This window comes from Clostridium sp. DJ247 (assembly GCF_014231265.1).
The window spans coordinates 39,900-60,969 of sequence record NZ_JABAIW010000021.1 but is presented as its reverse complement, the minus strand read 5'-3'; the positions used below and the strand labels follow the sequence as shown (position 1 = coordinate 60,969).

The following is a 21,070-nucleotide window of genomic DNA, read 5'->3' as shown; positions in this document are numbered from 1 at the left end:
AGAATTTTGTTTTCTAGTCTGCGTTACATGCCTAAATATTAATCTCCTATTGGTTCTGTATGAACATTTATAACTGTCCCTTTAGGTACTTCTTTTCCTGGAGTAACACTCTGATCCGTTACCATTCCATCTCCATCAAAATCTGCTTTAAGTCCTATACTGTTAAATATAGATATTGCTTGCTCTCGGCCTAAACCTGTAACATCTGGAACTGTTACTACTTTATTATAGTTTGGTGCGCTTCCTGTGTAAAGGATAATTTTACTTCCTTCTTTAACTGTATATCCTGGCTTTGGATTCATATCTGTAATATATTCTCCATTAGAATCACCCTCTACCTCTAACTTTTGACCCTTTAAAACTTTTTCCCCATCTGTCTTCTTCATTCCCCTTACATCTGGCACAATTACATCCTTTAACATACTTTTAGCTACATCATCTGCACTAGCATCACTCTTCATATCTAGATAATTAAATATATCATTAAATACCTGTTGCGCTACTGGTGCTGTAATTTGACCTGCATAATAATTGGAAGGATCTGGCTCATCTATAGATACAAATACTGTGATTTTAGGATCATTAGCCGGAGCCATACCACCAAAAGATGATATATATTTTCCTGGCTGATATCCCCCTTGTCCAGCTTTTTGAGCTGTTCCTGTTTTTCCGGCTATATGGTATCCATCTATAAAAGCCTTCTTTCCTCCACCTTCTGAAACAACCTTCTCTAGATAGCCTCTTAACTGAGCCATCTTATTTGAATCTAATATTTTTTTAATACTACTGTTTACATCATAGCTTTTATCTGCTGTTTCCGAGCCCGTATTCTCATCGTAATGGGATATTTCTTTCATAACATGAGGTTTTATTAAATATCCTCCATTTGCTACAGCATTTAAAGCAGTTAGATATTGAATAGGTGATGCTGTATTGGTCTGTCCAAAGGATATAGTGGCTAAGTCTAGATCACTAATACTCTGTGGTTTTTTAATTATTCCTTTTGCTTCTCCTGGTAAATCTATACCTGTTTTCTCACCAAATCCAAACTTTTGTATGTATTTATACAAGTTCTCTTTACCTACCTTTTTACCAACAGCAGCAAAACCTACATTACAAGAGTTTTTTAATATATCAATAAAACTCTCTTCTCCATGACCAGAAGTTTTCCAACAATGTATAATCTTATTTGCTACAGTAAAACTGCCTGAACAAGAGAATCTATCATTCTCACTTACCACACCTTCTTCCATGGCAGCTGAGGCTGTAATTACTTTAAATATGGATCCAGGTTCAAAAGTATCATTTACTGCTCTGTCTCTCCACATTTTCTGAAGCTCATCATAAGATTTATCTTTAATCCATGGATCATTGAGATTATAGTCCGGCTTGTTAACCAACGCTAAAACTTCACCATTTTTAGGATCCATAACTATTATAGTTACAGCTTTCGCTTTATTATCAATCATGGCTTGATCTGCGGCTTTTTCTGCAAAATGCTGAATCATTTCATCAATGGTTAAAACAACATCTTTACCATCCTTGGGTTTAGTATATTCAGAAATAGTGTATGGAAGACCCTTGCTTTTTTTATCTGTTTCAGCAATCCTGACTCCTGGTATTCCTGATAGCTCCTTATTATAATATAATTCTACCCCTGTAAGTCCATTACCATCAGAGTTAGTATGTCCAAGAACATGTGCTAAAAAATTGTTGTTAGGATAATATCTTTTAGTATCTGCAGATATTAAAACTCCTCTTAAATTTAAATCCCTTACCTTGTCTGCTTCATCTTTTTCTATTCTCCTCTTAAGATAAGCAGAACCTAATGGAAGTCCACCAGGTAGCTTCTTATTAAGTATTTTGGAAACCTGAGTCTTTTCCATTGATAAGGCCGAAGCTAATTTATCTGCAACTTCATCCTGTGTTAAATTTTTTTCTTTCATAGTATCCTTTAGTGTGTTCATATCCAAATCTACTCTATAAACGTTAGCACTTACTACAAGCTCGTGCCCGTTTCTATCTAATATCCTACCTCTTTTAGCATCAATTTTTACCTCACTTGTCCACTGATCAATTGCTAATGTTTTAAGTTTAGCCGATTGATGCACCATTACGTAAAACATTCTGCCAAATAGCACGCAGAATGCAACAAAAAGAAAGCTGAAAACAACTACCATTCTCTTTCGGATAACTACTTTATCTCTATATTCTTTTTTAGACAAACTATTACCTCCGTAAAATATTACTAAGAACAGCTATTTAAGTTGTTCTAAGCAATCCTATGAAGGTAATAAATATTGACTAATTGCTTATAAAACTTAAAATAGCATCTTTTTCAACTTATTCCATATATTCTGTTGTGTCTCTTCTTTACTTTTTTTCTCTGTGTATTGTATAACATCCTTATGTAAATCAGTATAAATTGCTGAACTTTTATCTGGTGGTAACATATGCAGCCTATTTATTGCAGTTTCCTCTATGTATTGAAGATTATTGTACTTTACTAGCTCTACTTTTAAATTTTCGTTATCCTTATTTGTTTCGCCTATATTTGATTTTATAGAATTCAGTTCCATTTGCATGTTATATATATAACAGTATCTACCTACTAAGGTTAATCCTATAGCGAAAGTTAACGCTATATTTCTTATAACCTTAACTTTATCTTTAAGTCTTCTTTGCCTTTGGTTTCTTTCCTTTATTTTTCTCTTTGCTTCTTTTTCCCTATCTATTCCTTTGTCTATGGAAGGATTATATTTAGGCTGCAGAACAGTATTACCATGTATAACGCTATCTTCATTTACCACTATCACTTTATTCACCCCACATAAATTTTAGAACTAAATTCTCTCAGCTACCCTAAGCTTTGCACTTTTACTTCTTGAATTTACCTCCATTTCTTCTTTGGAAGGTTCTATAGGCTTTCTACTTATTATCTTTATTAAAGGCTTCTTTCCACATACACAGAATGGAAAATCCGAAGGACATTTGCAAGGGTTATCTAATTCTTTAAACTTTACTTTTATTTTTCTATCTTCTAATGAATGGAAGGTTATAATTGCTATTCTTCCACCTTTGTTTAAATGCTGTATACTATCTTCTACTGCTTTATCTAATATTTCTAATTCCTTATTAACTTCGATTCTTATTGCTTGAAACGTTCTCTTTGCTGGATGACCATCTTTTTGAAACCTTGCTGGTATAGCTTCTTTAATTATTTCTACTAATCGTCCTGTAGTCTTTATGTCCTCCTTTACACGTTTTTCTACTATCTTTTTTGCTATCCTTTTAGCAAAGTTATCTTCACCATAATCTCTTATAACTCTGTATAATTCTTCTTCGCTATACCCATTAATTACATCATAGGCAGAAAAATCATCTTCTCTATTCATTCTCATATCTAATGGTGCATCTTTCATGTAACTAAAACCTCTTTCTGCTTCATCTAACTGATGAGAGGATACTCCAAGGTCCATTATTATACCGTCAACTTTTTCTACCTCTAACTCTTCTAATACTTTTTCAATATTATAAAAATTACTATGAACATATAAAACATTATTAAATGAAGCTAATCTCTTCTTAGCTGCTTCCAAAGCATTTTTATCTTGATCTATACCAATAAGTTTTCCCTCAGGAGACAACCTCTTTAAAATTTCATAAGAGTGTCCACCTCCACCTAAAGTACAATCTACATATATGCCATCTGCTTTAATATTTAGTCCGTCTATTGTTTCATTTAATAGCACAGATACATGCTTAAACTCCATATGTTACTTCCTCCGTTTTTATATTTAATCCTATTGATTAAGCAGCTTAACCAATTTAAATGCCCAATTCACCCATCTGTTCTGCGATTTGATCATAATCTATATTTGAGCTATTGTATTCCTCCCACTTTTCTTTACTCCATATTTCAATTCTATTTGATACTCCAATACTTACTATTTCCTTTTTTATGTCTCCATATTCTAAAAGACTTTGTGGAATTACTGTTCTTCCCTGTTTGTCCATCTCTATTTCATTAGCTCCAGAGAAAAAGAATCTTACAAAAGCTCTTGCATTCTTATTGGTTAAAGGAAGTTTTTTTAGCTTTTGCTCTAGTACTTCCCACTCATTTAAAGTGTAACAGTATAGACATCCGTCTAAACCCTTGGTGAGTATAAATTTATTACCTAATTCTTCTCTGAACTTCGAAGGTACAATTATTCTGTTTTTGCTATCTAAGGCGTGCTCGTATTCACCTATAAACATTTTGCACCTCAATTTTATCCATTAGCTACCATCCATAAGACTCCAGCTTTTGCAAACAGGGAGTTATGGGCTACTATGCTCTGGATTGGTTCAATTTATTATTTCACACCACTTTACACCACTTTTAACCACATAGGTTTACTTATTCTATTTTAACATAAAAATCCCTCTTTTCAAAAACTTTTTTAATGTATTTTTTAAACTTATTAAAATTATTTTTTCAACATATATCGACTTAAGTTTTTCTAAACACTTTACAAGACTTTGGCTTATACTACCTGAAGAATTATTTTCCTACATTAATTTCTACAAATTATACTACTAAATTTTTTATTATTAGTTAAGATATTATCAAAACATTTCCATTTTAAGGTAACATTCCCTTAACTTTTCTTAATAAAAACTCTCTAATACTTAAACAATAAATATATTAGCTTCTAGTAATGTCTACATAGATAAAGTGAAACTTGAATCAGATGGGGCTTTGATCCCACCTGATTCTTAGTTGAACAAATCCAGGGACGTGGCCGCTCTTTACTCCTACCTTGAAGAAGATGGGAGTATTAGAGCGGGTAGTCATCGGATAAAATATAAAACTTTGCATAGAAATATATTTTTAAGAGAGGAGATATAACCATGAGAAAATGTGGACCAATAAAGAGTATATTTAGACAACATCATGTTCACTGCTTAAATAACTATGAAAAAATGTGTATAGCTGCAATGATTGGTTTGGGTTTTATGAAGGGTGTGTGTGTGGGCATGTATCTTTCACGTAAATAGTTTTCATTTGTTTTCCAAGTTAAACTTCCATAATAAAAGCATTTCTTGAAATGACTTCTTTTGTAGAGTATAATTTAGACTGAATTATACTTGAAATTTTTGATTTGAGAAAGGAATGTACATACATGAAACTTGGAATTGTAGGCCTACCAAACGTAGGTAAAAGTACGTTATTTAATGCTATAACAAAGGCAGGTGCTGAATCTGCAAACTATCCATTTTGTACCATAGAGCCTAACGTAGGAGTTGTTAGTGTTCCTGACAAAAGATTAGATGTATTAGAGAAAATGTATAATACTAAAAAAAAGATATATACAGCTATTGAGTTTTATGATATAGCAGGCTTAGTTAGAGGTGCTAGCAAAGGCGAAGGACTTGGAAACAAATTCTTATCCCATATAAGAGAGGTTGAGGCTATAGTTCATGTAGTTAGATGCTTTGATGATCCTAATATAGTTCACGTAGATGCATCTGTTGACCCTATACGTGATATAGAAACTATAAGCTTAGAACTTATATTCTCAGATATAGAAGTTATGGATAGAAGAATTGAAAAGGTAGTTAAACTTGCTAGAAGCGGAAACAAAGAAGCTAAAGCAGAGTATGATCTTATGCAAAAGGTTAAACTGCATTTAGAAGAAGGAAAACCAGTAAGAACTATGGAACTTACTGATGATGAAGATGAACAAGTTAAAGGATTTTTCCTACTTACAACTAAACCTGTACTTTATGTAGCAAATGTTTCCGAAGATGATTTAGTGTCTGGAAATACAGAAAATGATTATGTTAAAAAAGTTAAAGAGTTTGCTGCTAACGAAGGTTCTGGGGTAGTAGTAATTTCAGCAAAAATTGAAGAAGAACTATCATCTCTAGAAGAAGATGAAAAAAGTGAAATGCTGCAAGAATATGGATTAGATGAGGCAGGTCTTGATAAGCTGATACACGAAAGTTATAAGTTGCTTGGACTTATGAGCTTCTTAACTGCTGGTGTTGTTGAAGTTAGAGCTTGGACTATAAAAAATGGTACAAAAGCACCTCAAGCTGCTGGAAAAATCCACTCAGATATAGAAAAAGGATTTATAAGAGCAGAAATAATATCCTATGATAAACTTGTAGAATCTGGTTCTGAATCCGCTGCAAGAGAAAAAGGATACTTTAGACTAGAAGGAAAAGATTATATTATGCAAGATGGAGACATCGTTCACTTTAGATTTAACGTATAATATAGGGGGCTAGAGTGAAAATTTAACTTATACGACCGGATATGTTGCCAAACTTCAGCACGTTAAAAACTTTTTATCAGTCTAAAGTTTGTGTTTTAAGCAGAGAGCCAAAATCTGTGATTTTGTGCGAATCGCTTACTCATCTGACGTAAGGAAGATGAGTTTCATATAAAATAAAAAGCTTTGATAAACTCGTACTTCAAACATATCAAAGCTCCTAAGATTTTCTAAAAACACTTCACTAAGACTGATAAAAAAGTTTTTAAATGTGCTTTCAGTTTTGGCAACATATCCCTACGTATAAGTTAAATTTTAACCAAGAATTCCTATATATAGATCTGGAACTTTTAAATTTAATTTATGTAGCATAGCACATTACTAGATTGTGCAACCTTTAAATAGTTTATTAGAAAGTCTTAGTCTCAAATTAGTAGGAAAGCTTAGTACTTTGATACTGTTTGAGCCTAAGCGAGTTTATCAAAGTCCTTAGCTTTTCTGCTAATTTGAGGCTTAGACTTTCTTAAACTATTTATCAGTGGCATAATCTAGTAATGTGCTAGGTGAAATAAATTAAATTTAAAAGTTCTGTACCTATATATTTTATATCCTTTTTAATTTACTTACGTTTTCTAGTGTCACTCTTTCCTAAGTATTTTTTAATTTCTTTTTCTATAGTATCCATTATATTTTCATATTTTACAGACTCCTCACCCATAAGTACTTCTACAGCATCCTCTATAGTTGACATTGAATAAATGTGGAAGCTTCCTTTTTTAATTGCTTCTTCTACTTCTCCACTCAATACAAGGCTATCAATATTAGAATCAGGAATAAGTACACCTTTTCCTTCTATACTATCGACTAACTTACATATCTTAAAAAAACCTTCTATTTTCTCATTGACTCCACCTATAGGCTGCACTTCTCCAAACTGATTTATGGAGCCAGTAACTGATATATTTTGCCTTATACCTATTTTACTTAGTGAAGATAGCATAGATATCACTTCTGCAACGGATGCACTGTCCCCATCTATCTTTCCATATAACTGCTCAAAGCTAATATGAAAATCTACTGGTAATTTTTCATATCCACCAATTAGTGTATTAATATATCCTCTTAAGGTATTTATTGCTTTGTTGTGAATTTTACCACTTAAATCACTTTCTTTCTGAACATCTACAATGTTCCCATTACCTTTATAGCAAGAACAGGTTATTCTTATTGGTTTTCCAAAACTAAAATAACCAGTGTCAATGACAGACAAAGCATTTATTTGACCTACTAATTTGTCTTTTACATTTATAAATATTTTACGTTCCTTATAGCTTTTAGCTATTTCTTCTTCTATTAATTCTTCACTATAAACAACCTCTATTATATCCGTTCCATTAATAGAATTTCTATTTTCATTTTCAACTTTATTATTAGCCAGCATTAAAACTCTTCCTAATTCATAATCGTCAATATACAACTTATTCTTATTTTCTGCCTTTCTTGCTGAAAATTTTGCTAGTTCTTTTATAGCTTCATCAGTTAAAGTGTTTAAGTTATTATCTCTGCATATACCATGAACTTTTTCTAAAAATGCCTGTGTAGTATCCTCATTAATATCTAATAACGACTTATATTCTGCTCTTATCTTAAATATTTTTTTAAAATCCTCATCATGGGTGTATAATAAGTCGTAGGTTTCATAATCTCCTATAAGTATTATTTTTTCACTAAACTTTACAGGCTCAGGCTTTAATCCACTAAGAGATAGAAGCTCTAAATATCCTCTATTATAATCTAAGTCTACTTTTCCACTTATTAAAGATTTCTTTAAATAGTAATATGCTGAAGAGTTATTTATAAGACTGTTAACCCTCAGTATTAAGCAACCACCGTTAGCTCTTAGAAATACTCCTGCCTTAATTAAACTTATATCTGTTGTATATACACCATTCTTATTTTCATATTCTATGCTTCCCAAAAGATTATTAACACTGGGATCTTCTTCAAAGATTACCGGTGGGCTGTCATTTTCACTGTTGTCTACCAAAACATTAACTACATATTTGTAAATTGTTTCATTTATCTCTTCTTCATCTTCATCGTAACCTATAGAATATATCTCTATTATACCTGTTTCGATATCATGGCAAACATAATTTAAAAATTCAATGACTTCAATATTATCTGCAAATTCACTCAGATATTCCTGTTTTAACTCTTTAGTCTCTTCTAAATAGTATGACTCCATAAGAACTTTTATTTTGTTGATTTCTGATAACTCCATATCCTTTAATTCATCTAGCACTTCTTGAGCGTTAACCTTTAACACACTAACTTTATTTAATATTTCTTCTTTTTCTAAAACTTCTAAAGAGTCATAATCTTTTTCATTCATTAGTTTACCTTCGTCTTTAAGTGGTATGAAGGTAAATCCATTTTTTGTAGGCCTCATGGTAAACCCATCTTCCTCTGCCATTTTTACTAATTTGCTAATTAAGTCATTTCTTTTCTTTTGTATATTATCTATGATTTCTTCTTTTTCCTTGTTTGAAGTTCCATTATAAAATTCATAAGTGCACACTTCATAGGCTTTTTGTATATTTTCTAAAGTTTTCTTAAGCTTTATACCTTTGCCACCTTCTAAAAATAAAGCTTTAGGATATTTTTCATCATCTCTTACCACGTAGCATATATCCTTAGGTCTACTTTTATTTTCTAGAATATCCTTTATAAATACCGTAATACTATCTAACTTATCCTTTGAAAAATCATCTATAAGATAAACATTATATCCTTCCTTATCTATTTCTAAAGCGGTTTTTATTTTTTTAAAAACTTCTCTATATTCGGGTACATTATTAGCTTCTTTTCTTACTTGAATATTACTAAAATTAAATTCATACACAATCTCCTCAGGCGTCAATTCTCTATTCATATCTCATCCCCCTTTCATGGCTTACTATAATAATATTCTTAAAAATTATATTTAGGCACAAAAATTATAAAAAATAAAAAGATACCTACAAATTTATTTAAAAATATGTAGATATCTCTTATTATTGATTATTACTTAGCACCTTCACATATGTCAATAGAAGCTGATGCACCTATTCTAGAGGCACCTGCCTCTATTAGAGCTTCTGCTTGTTGGAAACTATGTATCCCACCAGATGCTTTAACCCCTATATTACTACCAACAGTTTCTCTCATAATTCTTATATCCTCTATAGTAGCACCATTAGTTGAAAATCCCGTTGAAGTTTTTACATAATCTGCCCCTGCTTCTTTTGACAACTTACATGCTGTAACTTTCTCTTCCTGGGTTAAAAGACAAGCTTCAATTATAACCTTTGTTAACGCTTTTCCTTTAGCTGTATCTACTACGGCTTTTATGTCATTTTTTACATATTCATAGTCTTTATCTTTAAGTTTTCCAATATTAATAACCATGTCAACTTCCTGAGCACCATTTTTTATGGCATCTTCCGTTTCAAATGCTTTCACTGCAGATGTTGTAGCTCCTAGCGGAAAACCAATAACAGTACAAACCTTTACTGCACTTCCTTTTAACATTTCACAAACTAATGATACATGACATGGATTTACACACACTGAAGCAAAATTATTCTCTAACGCTTCCTTGCAAATCTCTCTAACCTTATGTTCTGAAGCCTCAGGTTTTAAGATCGTATGATCTATAATTTTTGCTATTTCTTGCTTTTTCATATTTAATCCTCCATTAATATATATTTTTTATAGTAGCTTGCGGAATTTCACAAGCATTGATTTGTATAACTTTTTTACTGTTAGGCTTTTATCTTTTCTTAGTTTATACTTAAGTTATTATATTAAATTATAGCACTGATATAAAAATATTAGTTATAAACTTCTAAATAAATATTAGTCTTAATCGCACAATAAACATATGTAATTAATATTTAAATTTTTAACCTAGACTTTATTTTATAATAGTAGTTAAAAACTTACAAGATATATTAGGTTATTAATTTACCTATAGAGTTCCTTGTCCAAAATTCAAACTTATATTCAATTCAACCAACGACTTATCAATGGTAATTGATAAGTTGATCCAGACTGTGATACGAGTTTATCAAAGGTTCTTAGATTTTCAGAAACACGAACTTTAGATTGATTAAAATGTTTTCATTATTTAAATACATCTAATAGAGTTTACAGGGAAAACTATAACAAAAGTACCTCATTATATTTTAAAATGAATAATACTATGTTATAATATACATAAAATTCTATCTGTAATTTCTGCTGAATACTCAGCATTCTATAAAATAATTTAACGTAAAGGAGTTATCTGCATGAGCTTTAAAGAAAAAATTGCGCAATACTACACAAAATCCTACTTAAAAAAATATGGTGATAGACTTACACAGCTACAAGGTACAGTAGTATCTGTAAAGGTTACTGAAAAAACTCTCCTTTGGATATTTAATAAGTTAAGTGTTACAATTCTAGTAAGACCTGAAAGAAGTAAAACTGTAATTAAATGTACTTATATTAGAAATAGATGGTTTAAGAAACCCGAATTTATAACAATAAACCAAGGTAATTTAGTTTTAGTTCAAGGACTTAAAGGTAAGAAAGGAAAACAAAATAGCGAGCAAATAGAGTTAATGAATATTAGAAATATGACTACTAAAAAGGATTTAGTCCCAATTGAAGGTAAGCCTCAAAGAGTTCAAAAAATACAAAGAATCAAATAAAATTAGAATTGCAGATGCAATTCTAATTTTTTTACCCTATTTAAAATATAAATATAGACTATTTACTAATGCAATGATTCCAGAGAAGAATATTACTATTCCCCACTGTCCTGCATTAAGTGCTGTAGTGTGGAATACGCCTTGCATAAATGGAATATAAAGTACACACAAAAGCATACTAATAGAAACAGCTACAGCTCCAACTAAATATGGGTTAGTAAATAATTTTATTTCAAATATAGAATGCCTTTCTGATCTACATTCAAATACATGTATTAATTGAGATATTATTAGTGTAGACAAAGCAAGTGTTCTGCAAGTTATTAAATTATAACCATAATATCTACCTGCAATAAATGCAAAAACCGTACAAACACCTATAAGCGATCCTCTTACAATTATTCTTTCACTGAGCCCTCTGGCAAATATACTTTCATTTTTAGGCCTTGGCTTTCCACTCATTATATCTTCATCTGCAGGATCAACGCCTAAGGCTATAGCAGGAAGTCCATCTGTAGCAAGGTTAACTAATAGAATCTGTATAGGAAGAAGAGGAGTATCTAGATAAAAAAGTGATGCTAAAAACATAGTTAAAACTTCTCCTAAGTTGCAAGAAAGCAAATATCTAATAAATTTTCTTATGTTGTCATAAATTATTCTTCCTTCTTCTACAGCTGATACAATGGTAGCAAAGTTATCATCTAAAAGTATCATTGAAGAAGCTTCTTTAGTTACATCTGTTCCCGATATACCCATTGAGATTCCGATATCTGCTTCTTTTACTGCTGGTGCATCATTTACCCCATCTCCAGTCATTGCCACAATTTTGTTTTTAGTTTTAAATGCTTTAACTATTCTTAACTTATGGTTTGGACTTACTCTTGCATAAATAGAAATCCCATCTACTTTTGATGCTAGTTGTTTATCGTTAAGTTTATCTATTTCCTCACCTGTTATAACTTCAGATTGATTCTTACATATATCTAATTCCTTTCCTATAGCAAAGGCAGTATTCTTGTGGTCACCAGTTATCATAACAGGTCTTATGCCAGCTAGTTTACATTTTAACACTGCATCTTTTGCTTCTTTTCTAGGCGGATCTATTATTCCTGCAACTCCTATAAATATTAAGTTCTCCTCTAAATTCTTTCCTTTAACTATTCCTTTATCCTTATAAGCAGCTGCTATACATCTTAAGGCATTGAAGGACATAGCCTCTACAGCTTTAAGAACTCTGTTTCTGTAATCTGATGTAAATAATTTTACTTCTCCTTTTTCTACAATATATTTGCACTTATTTATTATTCTCTCTGGAGCACCCTTTACATAGCAAGTTTCTTTCGTTCCTTCTCGCATGATTACAGACATCATTTTTCTATCTGAATCAAAGGGAATATCATAAACTCTTTTGGCTTTATTCAAAAATTCATTTAAGTGCGTACTATCCTTAAAAAAAGCTTTTATCAGAGCTGTTTCTGTAGGATCCCCAAACAAGCTTTTTGCAATATTATTTTCCTTATAATCAAAATTACAATCATTACAATATGTAAAAGCTTTCTTTAATAACAAGTTGTCAGGTGCCAATTCTCTATCTATATAGTAGGATCTACTATGAAAAAACATAGCCTTTACCGTCATCTTGTTTTCTGTTAAAGTTCCTGTCTTGTCACTGCAAATTATTGACGTGCACCCTAAAGTTTCAACTGCAGGTAGCTTCCTAATTAAAGCATTTCTCTTTAACATTCTAGAAACACCAAGAGCTAGAGCAACTGTAACTATTGCTGTTAGTCCTTCAGGTATTGCAGCTACGGCTAAACTTACTCCAAGTAGAAACATTTCGTATTTGTCTTGTCCTCGACCTATACCTGTTAGAGTAACCACAAAACAAATAACAATACAAAGTACTACTAATATCTTTCCAAGTGAATTAAGCTTTTCTTTAAGTGGAGATCTCTCATTCTCAATATTTTGAAGCATTCCAGCTATTTTTCCCATTTCAGTTTTCATACCAGTTTCGATAATTCTGCCTTTCCCTTTTCCTGTCAAAACTATAGTTCCCATAAAAATCGAATTATTTTTCGTTGTTGAGCTTTTTTCAACACTAACGGATTCCCCTGTTAAAAGAGATTCGTCAACCATAAAATTACTATCCTCTACAATCATACAATCCGCTGGAACTCTATCGCCGCTTTCAAGTATAATCAAATCTCCTATTACTAATTCCTCTGCACTTATTACTTTTACCACGCTGTTTCTTATTACTTTTGCAGTAGGAGCAGCCAACTCTTTTAGTGCTTCTAAGGATTTTTCAGTTTTATACTCTTGTATAAATCCTAAGAATGCATTCATTATAATTATTATAATGATAGTTATTGCATCAGCCTTTTCTCCCATAAACCCAGATATCAGTGTAGCAGCTATAAGTACCCAGGTTATAAAATCGTTAAACTGGGAAAGAAATATTCCAATTGGAGATACTTTTTTCTTTTTTTCTATTCTGTTTGCTCCATATTTTTTTAATCTTCTTTCAGCTTCTGCTTGAGTAAGCCCACTTTGCAAATCCTTTTCATTAATCAAATTTATCCCCCCTAGCTATTTATTATTTTACTCATCCATTACCATCTGGCCATACTTCTCCACAGATCATACAAGTTTTAAAGTTATATAATACAGTAGATGTATAGTAGTGGATATAACTACTTATTTATAGCAGTTATTAAATTTTTTCTTTACTAATTAAATATATGAACTGATACTGTAATATTATGAAAAAATCTTATATGTAAAAATTCATTTAACCTAGGCATCTGAAAACTAAAAATAATGGCTATATACTTGATTTTTATGATAAAATATGTTTGATAAAGCAAAAGTATTGTATATAATATATATATATATGCTTAGATATAATTTACTTTTAGTATAAATTTAGGAGGAAACCATAATGAATAATGTAGTATACATAACAGGGCACAAAAATCCAGATACTGATTCTATTTGTTCAGCCTTGTCTTATGCAGAACTTAAAAATAAAACTGGTGTAAATGCAGTTCCTATAAGACTAGGAAAAATAAGCAAGGAAACTCAATTTGTTCTTGACTACTTTGATGTAAAACCACCAATGCTTGTAGAAACTGTAAAGACTCAAATAGCAGATTTGAAAATAGATGGAATAACACCTATATCTGCTGACACTTCATTAAAAGCAGCTTGGTCAATAATAAGAAAGAATGATGTAAAAACTTTACCAGTAGTGGATAATGAAGATAGCTTAATCGGAATAGCGTCTCAATCAAACATAACATCTAGTTATATGGATATATGGGACACTAGTATAATTGAAAAAAGTGGTGCAAAACTTGAAAATATACTAGAAACTCTTTCTGCTAAATGCATCTATGCTTCTGAAAAAGAACCAAGGTTTACTGGAAAACTAGTTGTAGCAGCAATGCAACCAGAAAGTGCTGAAGAACTAATTGAAGAGGGTGATCTTGTAATCTGCGGCAACAGAGAGGATGCCCAAAATGTAATACTTGATTGTAAAGCTTCTTTAATGATAATAACAGGTAATCATGCTGTAAGTGATTCAATAATCGAAAAAGCTAAGAATATTGGTTGTTCAATAATAGTAACACCTTATGATAGCTTTACTACATCAAGATTAATACCTCAAAGCATACCTGTTAGTTACGTTATGACTAAAGAGAATCTTATATACTTTAAAACTGATGATCTTATTGACGATGTAAGAGATATAATGTTAAAAACAAGATTTAGAAGCTATCCTGTAGTGAATTCAGAAAATCAGGTTGTTGGGAATATATCTAGATATCATTTAATATCTGAAAATAAAAAGAAAGTTATTCTTGTAGACCATAATGAAAGAGCTCAATCTGTTCATGGTTTAGAAGACGCAGAGCTTTTAGAAATAATTGACCACCATAGAATAGCTGATATTCAAACAGGGTCTCCAATATATTTTAGAAATGAACCTGTGGGATGTACTGCTACAATAGTGGGTTCTATGTTCTTTGAGAATGGTATAAGACCATCTGCAAAAATTGCTGGTCTTTTATGTGCTGCTATTATTTCTGATACATTATTATTTAAATCTCCTACTTCAACTGATAAAGATAAAGCTGTGTTAGAAAGATTAGCAAGTATAGCTAACATTGATCCAGAGAAATTTGCAAAAGAAATGTTTAAAGCAGCTTCTTCTCTAGAAGGAAAAACACCTGAAGAAATACTTAATCAGGATTATAAAGAATTCGCTTTAAATGGTATAAAGATTGCTGTAGGTCAAGTTTCAACTATGGATATTGAAGGCTTTAAGCCAATAAAGAAAGATATTATCGATCTAATGGAGAGCAAATGTAAATCTGAAAACTTAGGTTTAGTTTTACTTATGCTTACAGATATACTAGATGGCGGTTCTGAATTAATTATAACGGGAGAATATAAAGACCTTGCAGCTGGAGTATTTAATGTAACTCTAGAGGAAAGCTGTGCTTATGCACCTGGCGTTATGTCAAGAAAGAAACAAGTTATACCACCTTTAACTACTGCTATGGCAGCTCTAAAATAATGAAAATTTAAATTATACGTAGAGATATGTTACCAAAACTGAAAGCACATTTAAAAACTTTTTTATCAGTCTTAGTGAAGTGTTTTAGAAAATCTTAGAACCTTATATATGTTTGAGCGTAGCGAGTTTATATAAGGTTCTTAGGTTTTCATTATGAAACTACTCTTCCTTTCGTCAGAGTAGTACACACAGAGTAAGCGACCATATCAAAATCACAGATTTTGATATGGTCGCTTAACCGATTCGCACAAAATCACAGATTTTGGCTCTCTGCTTAAACACAAACTTTAGACTGATTAAAAGTTTTTAACGTGCTGAAGTTTGGTAACATATCTTGGAGTATAATTTAAATTTTCATCTTAAAGCCCAATAATATGGTTGTTTTAAAACTAAATTTTATATTTTTAATCTTCTATTTCGCTTATATCAACAGTTCTCATCTTAATGTTTTCAATATTTCCTTGCCATAGGTTTTGTTCAACAGCATAGTTTATGTTTTCATTAGAAAAGTCTACTGTTTCTTCTCCTACTGAATCAAAAGATTGTCCATTTCCACTACTTATATTAGCACCATCTGAATATTGTTGCGGATCTTCTGTATGATCGCATGGACATTTATATGGATCAGTTGCTTTCATTCCTTCTACTTCAGTCATATCAGGATACATTCCAAAAGGCTGTACTCCTTGAAAGTCTGGAGTAGGATTAAATTGACCAGGCATTTGACCTGGAAAACCCATAACTTGCATATTAGCCATTGGGCACATCATTGGACACGCCATTCGATACATGTATAAACTATTCATAAATGGACAGTTATGTTGCATATTGGCTTCTGTATATTTTCTATAACAGTTATTATCCATATTAATCCCTCCTATAAACATATAATATATCAATATATTATATGTTTATACTGGTCAAATGTTTACACAAACTAGAAATTAAAACAAAAACACACTAGATAAATTACAGGTAACCATGCCCGAAATTTAACTTATACTCCAGTATATATTGCCATGTTTCGTCACGTTAAATATTTTTAATTAGTCTAGAGCTCAAATTTGAGAAAAATCTAAGAACTTTGATAAACTCGCTATGCTCAAACATATCTAAAGTTCTAAGATTTTTTCTCAAATTTTCGCTAAGACTAATAAAAAATATTTAAATGTGACCTCAACATTGGCAATATATACTTACGCATAAGTTAAATTTAAGTTGTAGTTACCTTTATAGATTTGGAACTTTTAAATTTAATTTATGTAGCATAGCACAATCTAGTAATGTGCTAGGTGAAATAAATTAAATTTAAAAGTTCCGTACCTATAATTTATCTAGTGTGCAAAAATTTTAGCGCCCCTTCATGCTGTTTATAAGACCCCACATCTCATCTCCAGTTTTCATTGCCCTAGAGCCTAATTCAAAGGCTCTTTGAGCTACAATCATATCTGTCATTTCCTTGCCTACATCTACATTGGAATCTTCTAAAAATCCTTGCATTATGTTTGTATCAGTTGTTCCATTCATTTGCGTTTGAGCATTAGGTACGTATAAATTTTCTCCAACAGAAGTTAAAGAATCTTGTCCTATAGGACTATATGTATTTATATTTCCATAAAGTACACTGTTACTATTATCATTTACATATATTTCACCACTTTGTTTAACTGCAAAGTTATCTGATGTAAAAACTTTTCCAGAATTAAACATATCAGAACCCTCTTGTGTAAAAGCTATGTCCAATCTATTACCATTTTTATCAACAATATCTCCATTATTATCTATATTAAATGAACCTGCTCTTTCATATGCCTTTGACCCATCTGGCAATGTAACTCTAAAATATCCATCTCCGTCAATAGCTAAGTCAGTTTTAACTCCTGTATCTCTTAGAGTTCCTTGAGTGGTATCTCTAATCCATTGTCCAGCCTTAACTCCAGTTCCATTTAAAATCTCATTTTTATTATTATCATTAGTAGGGTATCCTGTTCTCTTTAGGTTTTCATATACTAAATCTTGAAAACTTACATTTTCTTTTTTATAACCTACAGTATTAACGTTAGCAATATTATTAGAAATACTATCTAATTTTTGCTGTTCAGCATTCATAGCACTTCTTCCGTTCCAAAGAATCCTTAACATAGTTTAACCACCTTTGTATACACATAATAATTTTATCCCATAGTCAATTGCCGCTAATCCCCCTATTTCTTCAAGGGTTGAGCTTAGTAGTACTAATCTCTTGAATTCATTGAAGTTTCACTTTATCCGATGACTACCCGCTCTAATACTCCCATCTTCTCCAAAGTGGGAGTAAAGAGCGGCTGCGTCCCTGGATTCGTTCAGCTAAGAATCAGTTGAGGTCAAAACCTCATCTGATTCAAGTTTCACTTTATCTTACGCTGCCTACTTCATTTACAGCCTTTCCTAAGGTATCATCTAATGATTGAATAATTTTTTGATTTGTTTCGAAACTTCTCATAGTAGTAATCATGTCTGACATTTCATTTATTATATTTATGTTGGATCTTTCCAAAGAGTTTTGTCTAACTGTGGAGTTAACTTCCGTTGGATTAGTTCCTGCATATAAGTTATCTCCAACCTTTTTTAGATTCTTATAATCCCCAAAGTCTACAGTATATAATTTGTACATTTTAACATTGTTAACACTTATGTTACCATTAACATCACTAGTAATTTTGCCATTTCCAACGTTTATTGGTTCTAATTGATTCGTTTGAAGGTTTCTAGCAATAACTATATCTCCTGAATCATTTACTAAAACCCCATTCATATTTACATGAAAATGACCATCTCTAGTATAATACTCAGTATTATTAATGCCGTCATTTCTTTGAACCGTAAAAAATCCTTTTCCTTTTATAGCAAAGTCTGTTGGTTTATCAGTTGATTGTATCATACCTTGGGTAAAATTAGTATTTACAGAATCAACTTCACTTCCTAAGCTTAAGGATCCTATAACATTCTTTACGTTTTTTCCCCCAACTACTTTATCATAGTTTTGGAGTAATACATCATCAAACCTTTTAATGGATAAGTTGTCCCCCTTATAACCAACTGTATTAGCATTTGCTAAATTATTGGTTATAACATCTTGTTTTGCTTCTTGTGTTATCATGCCTGATACTGCAGTATATAAACCTCTTATCATTTGCCCACTCCCTTATTATTTATCACTTTAACTTCTTCTGGATAAACCATTCCCATAGATCTAGCTTTATCTTCTACTTGACTTTTACTCACTTGGTAACTTATCTTACTTCCAATCATAAGACCTGTAGATATAATAATTCCTATTCCAATACCTATTAATAGTTTTTTATCACTTAGGAAATCTATTAATGCTTTTATTTTATATATAATTCTTTTATTAATAGTACTTCCCCCTTACCTATACCTATAATCTTAGATATTTCATCTACAGACAGGCCATCCTCTAACATTTTGGTTATTTCCTTTATTTTTATATTATTATCAGTCACCTTGTTATTTTCGTATTTTTTTTCATTATTTTTTATAGTATTCTCTACATTTTTATGTATACTTTCCTTAGCACTAATATTTAACTTTTTATCCTTACTCATATCTCTTGATTTTTCTATTTCATTATTACTGTTTATCTCTATGTCTTTATTTATATTATAACTTATATCATTTTGATTTTTAAATTTTGTACTACTATTTATATCACTATCATAATTACTTAAATTTTTATGTTCATCTTTAGAATCCTTATCTATAGACATTTCTTTATGTACAAGTTCTTTTTTAGAATTATTACTTTCTATGACACTAACCTTATATTTTAAAGTCTCAATTTCCTTTTGAAGCTCTAAAATTGTCTCCGCAAATTCCTTCCTAATCTGTATAATTTTAACATCATAATCCTTTATGTCTTTTTCCTTAACATCAAGTGTTTCACTGAACGAGTTTTTACTTCTCTTGATAGCATTAATATTAACTACTATAAGCAGTATTCCTATTGTCAAAAGTGCTATTTCAGTCATGCTTCCTCCTTAAATAGATATGTAACTATTATATTTATTAATTTTCTATGTACTTGAGTTTACCCATTGCTTTCCTTAAGTGTACTATTGCTCTGCTATGAAGTTGGCATACTCTTGACTCTGATACACTTAATATCTTACCAATTTCTTTTAAGGTTAAACCTTCATAATAATATAAAGATAAAACTGTTTTATCTTTTTCGTTAAGTAAGTCTAGGGCTTTAGTAAGATATTCTAACTCTTCTTTTTCTTCAAGGGTTTTTTCAGGACTTGGACTTTTATTATCTTCTATAGTTCCCATCAAAGAAATATCGTCATCCTCTGAAAAAATAAGATCTTCTAGTGACACCACTGATATATAATTTATGTATCCTTCTATTTCCATCATTTCTTTTATTGTTATTTGGAGTAATTTGGCTATTTCATCATCTGAAGGTTCTCTTCCCAATTCCTTTTGAAGTTTTTCTACAGCATCATTGTATCTATTTAGTTTGTCCATTGCACCTTTAGATATAGGACTGTTTCTTCTAAGCTCATCTATCATAGAACCTTTTATTCTTATAGATGCATAAGTAGAAAACTTCATACCTCTATCTGCATCAAATTTGTTTATTGCATCCATAAGTCCAATCATTCCATAACTAACTAAATCTTCATACTCAATATATTTAGTTTTCCCTATTATTACTCTTGATGCAATATATTTAACTAACGGTATATACTTTTTAACCAATTCTTCCTTTACATCTAACTTACCTGCTAAAGCCATAGCGCTAATCCCCCTTCGCTCCTTTCTTCATCTGCTCTCTCATAGTTGCAAAGACCAAACCTATAATAGTCTCTCTACTTTTTTGATCTAAGTCTATAAAGCTTAACCCACAAATAAATTTAGGAATATTTTTATCATTCTCTATTCTTACAATTTTTCCTCTTATTGTTAAGTTTTCTTGTGGTAGTGAAATTGTAACTAATAATATATCTCCATAGTTAACTTTTGTCTCAAAACTTCTATCCACTGCCAATCTCATACCGCCGCCACTTATATCTAAGGAATATGCATCAAAAAACTCAATTTGATTGTTATTTATATTTTGTATATTCTTATCTTGAAATACAGTTGCACAATATACATTTAGCATTAAAGGTACTCTAACAAAACCTCTTCTTTGCATCTTATTCACTTTATCTGGTATCTTTAACATAATTAATAATATTTTTTCTATCTTTCTGCCTATTACAACTGTACTAAATTTATATACGTCATTACCAAAGTAGTATGTAGCCCTTACACTTTCACCTTTTTTTAAAGGCAGGTATTGACCATTATTTACAGGTATACTTATACCTATATAATCATCATTTACATCTTGTATAACGCTTTTGTAAACTCCATGTTCCAATTCGATTTCAATTTTTTTATTTACTTCAAACACCATTTTGTTACTCATATAGACTTAC

General features: G+C 31.0%; 18 protein-coding genes. 4 read left to right on the top strand and 14 right to left on the bottom strand.

The annotated features are described in order from the left end of the window. Window positions 1-38 precede the first annotated feature (38 nt). The 4 genes from HGI79_RS10145 to mraZ form a co-directional block, all read right to left on the bottom strand. Entirely contained in the window at window positions 39-2,225 is a 2,187-nt protein-coding gene (locus HGI79_RS10145; RefSeq protein WP_185650607.1) for a stage V sporulation protein D, read from the bottom strand. 96 nt (window positions 2,226-2,321) lie between these two features. Further along, entirely contained in the window at window positions 2,322-2,816 is a 495-nt protein-coding gene (locus HGI79_RS10150; protein ID WP_185650608.1) for a hypothetical protein, read from the bottom strand. 27 nt (window positions 2,817-2,843) lie between these two features. After that, window positions 2,844-3,773, bottom strand: a complete 930-nt coding sequence (gene rsmH / locus HGI79_RS10155) for a 16S rRNA (cytosine(1402)-N(4))-methyltransferase RsmH (RefSeq protein WP_185650609.1) — start codon at window positions 3,771-3,773, stop codon at window positions 2,844-2,846. A gap of 55 nt (window positions 3,774-3,828) precedes the next feature. Further along, a complete protein-coding gene (mraZ, locus tag HGI79_RS10160; RefSeq protein WP_185650610.1) occupies window positions 3,829-4,257 on the bottom strand; it encodes a division/cell wall cluster transcriptional repressor MraZ in 429 nt (142 codons plus the stop codon). Window positions 4,258-4,893: 636 nt separating this feature from the next. Between mraZ and HGI79_RS10165 the strand changes: the two genes are divergently transcribed. Continuing rightward, window positions 4,894-5,040, top strand: coding sequence for a hypothetical protein (locus tag HGI79_RS10165; RefSeq protein WP_185650611.1), 147 nt, complete (start codon window positions 4,894-4,896; stop codon window positions 5,038-5,040). A gap of 125 nt (window positions 5,041-5,165) precedes the next feature. Continuing rightward, window positions 5,166-6,263 (top strand): redox-regulated ATPase YchF, encoded by a 1,098-nt coding sequence (ychF, locus tag HGI79_RS10170; protein ID WP_185650612.1) that lies wholly within the window; start codon window positions 5,166-5,168, stop codon window positions 6,261-6,263. A gap of 616 nt (window positions 6,264-6,879) precedes the next feature. On the opposite strand, the gene HGI79_RS10175 is transcribed toward ychF, so the two are convergent. Both HGI79_RS10175 and deoC read right to left on the bottom strand, forming a co-directional pair. After that, the gene (locus tag HGI79_RS10175) at window positions 6,880-9,195 is read right to left on the bottom strand and encodes an AAA family ATPase (protein WP_185650613.1); all 2,316 of its coding nucleotides are present in this window, start codon (window positions 9,193-9,195) and stop codon (window positions 6,880-6,882) included. Window positions 9,196-9,326: 131 nt separating this feature from the next. After that, window positions 9,327-9,986 carry a deoxyribose-phosphate aldolase gene (deoC, locus tag HGI79_RS10180; RefSeq protein ID WP_185650614.1) on the bottom strand — a complete coding sequence of 220 codons (660 nt, stop codon included), beginning with the start codon at window positions 9,984-9,986 and terminating at the stop codon, window positions 9,327-9,329. Window positions 9,987-10,594: 608 nt separating this feature from the next. On the opposite strand from deoC, the gene HGI79_RS10185 reads away from it, so the two are divergent. After that, window positions 10,595-10,999, top strand: coding sequence for a hypothetical protein (locus tag HGI79_RS10185; protein ID WP_185650615.1), 405 nt, complete (start codon window positions 10,595-10,597; stop codon window positions 10,997-10,999). A 36-nt stretch (window positions 11,000-11,035) separates the two neighbouring features. Here the strand turns inward: HGI79_RS10185 and HGI79_RS10190 are convergent, their stop codons facing one another. Beyond that, entirely contained in the window at window positions 11,036-13,576 is a 2,541-nt protein-coding gene (locus HGI79_RS10190; RefSeq protein ID WP_207725757.1) for a calcium-translocating P-type ATPase, PMCA-type, read from the bottom strand. Window positions 13,577-13,943: 367 nt separating this feature from the next. Between HGI79_RS10190 and HGI79_RS10195 the strand changes: the two genes are divergently transcribed. Further along, complete coding sequence (locus HGI79_RS10195) at window positions 13,944-15,584, top strand: putative manganese-dependent inorganic diphosphatase (protein WP_185650616.1); 1,641 nt, start codon at window positions 13,944-13,946, stop codon at window positions 15,582-15,584. Window positions 15,585-15,988: 404 nt separating this feature from the next. Here the strand turns inward: HGI79_RS10195 and HGI79_RS10200 are convergent, their stop codons facing one another. The 7 genes from HGI79_RS10200 to HGI79_RS10225 form a co-directional block, all read right to left on the bottom strand. After that, the gene (locus HGI79_RS10200) at window positions 15,989-16,450 is read right to left on the bottom strand and encodes a hypothetical protein (protein ID WP_185650617.1); all 462 of its coding nucleotides are present in this window, start codon (window positions 16,448-16,450) and stop codon (window positions 15,989-15,991) included. 484 nt (window positions 16,451-16,934) lie between these two features. Further along, on the bottom strand, window positions 16,935-17,726 hold the full coding sequence (locus HGI79_RS10205; RefSeq protein WP_185650618.1) for a flagellar hook-basal body complex protein: 792 nt from the start codon (window positions 17,724-17,726) through the stop codon (window positions 16,935-16,937). A gap of 250 nt (window positions 17,727-17,976) precedes the next feature. Then, the gene (locus tag HGI79_RS10210) at window positions 17,977-18,756 is read right to left on the bottom strand and encodes a flagellar basal-body rod protein FlgG (protein ID WP_185650619.1); all 780 of its coding nucleotides are present in this window, start codon (window positions 18,754-18,756) and stop codon (window positions 17,977-17,979) included. Further along, a complete protein-coding gene (locus HGI79_RS23240; protein WP_278046699.1) occupies window positions 18,753-18,875 on the bottom strand; it encodes a hypothetical protein in 123 nt (40 codons plus the stop codon). The genes HGI79_RS10210 and HGI79_RS23240 overlap by 4 nt, the downstream gene beginning before the upstream one ends. A 77-nt stretch (window positions 18,876-18,952) precedes the next feature. Further along, entirely contained in the window at window positions 18,953-19,612 is a 660-nt protein-coding gene (locus HGI79_RS10215) for a hypothetical protein (protein ID WP_185650620.1), read from the bottom strand. A gap of 37 nt (window positions 19,613-19,649) precedes the next feature. Next, window positions 19,650-20,381: a FliA/WhiG family RNA polymerase sigma factor gene (locus HGI79_RS10220; protein WP_185650621.1), complete on the bottom strand. Its 732-nt coding sequence runs from the start codon at window positions 20,379-20,381 to the stop codon at window positions 19,650-19,652. A gap of 4 nt (window positions 20,382-20,385) precedes the next feature. Continuing rightward, a complete protein-coding gene (locus HGI79_RS10225) occupies window positions 20,386-21,060 on the bottom strand; it encodes a flagellar brake protein (protein WP_185650622.1) in 675 nt (224 codons plus the stop codon). Between the last annotated feature and the right edge of the window lie 10 nt (window positions 21,061-21,070).

Excerpts from the sequence above, each read along its gene's own strand:
- rsmH (WP_185650609.1), bottom strand. The coding sequence starts at position 3,773 with ATGGAGTTTAAGCATGTATCTGTGCTATTAAATGAAACAATAGACGGA.
- mraZ (WP_185650610.1), bottom strand. The coding sequence starts at position 4,257 with ATGTTTATAGGTGAATACGAGCACGCCTTAGATAGCAAAAACAGAATA.
- HGI79_RS10165 (WP_185650611.1), top strand. The coding sequence starts at position 4,894 with ATGAGAAAATGTGGACCAATAAAGAGTATATTTAGACAACATCATGTT.
- ychF (WP_185650612.1), top strand. The coding sequence starts at position 5,166 with ATGAAACTTGGAATTGTAGGCCTACCAAACGTAGGTAAAAGTACGTTA.
- HGI79_RS10175 (WP_185650613.1), bottom strand. The coding sequence starts at position 9,195 with ATGAATAGAGAATTGACGCCTGAGGAGATTGTGTATGAATTTAATTTT.
- deoC (WP_185650614.1), bottom strand. The coding sequence starts at position 9,986 with ATGAAAAAGCAAGAAATAGCAAAAATTATAGATCATACGATCTTAAAA.
- HGI79_RS10185 (WP_185650615.1), top strand. The coding sequence starts at position 10,595 with ATGAGCTTTAAAGAAAAAATTGCGCAATACTACACAAAATCCTACTTA.
- HGI79_RS10195 (WP_185650616.1), top strand. The coding sequence starts at position 13,944 with ATGAATAATGTAGTATACATAACAGGGCACAAAAATCCAGATACTGAT.
- HGI79_RS10200 (WP_185650617.1), bottom strand. The coding sequence starts at position 16,450 with ATGGATAATAACTGTTATAGAAAATATACAGAAGCCAATATGCAACAT.
- HGI79_RS10205 (WP_185650618.1), bottom strand. The coding sequence starts at position 17,726 with ATGTTAAGGATTCTTTGGAACGGAAGAAGTGCTATGAATGCTGAACAG.
- HGI79_RS10210 (WP_185650619.1), bottom strand. The coding sequence starts at position 18,756 with ATGATAAGAGGTTTATATACTGCAGTATCAGGCATGATAACACAAGAA.
- HGI79_RS23240 (WP_278046699.1), bottom strand. The coding sequence starts at position 18,875 with ATGATTGGAAGTAAGATAAGTTACCAAGTGAGTAAAAGTCAAGTAGAA.
- HGI79_RS10215 (WP_185650620.1), bottom strand. The coding sequence starts at position 19,612 with ATGACTGAAATAGCACTTTTGACAATAGGAATACTGCTTATAGTAGTT.
- HGI79_RS10220 (WP_185650621.1), bottom strand. The coding sequence starts at position 20,381 with ATGGCTTTAGCAGGTAAGTTAGATGTAAAGGAAGAATTGGTTAAAAAG.
- HGI79_RS10225 (WP_185650622.1), bottom strand. The coding sequence starts at position 21,060 with ATGAGTAACAAAATGGTGTTTGAAGTAAATAAAAAAATTGAAATCGAA.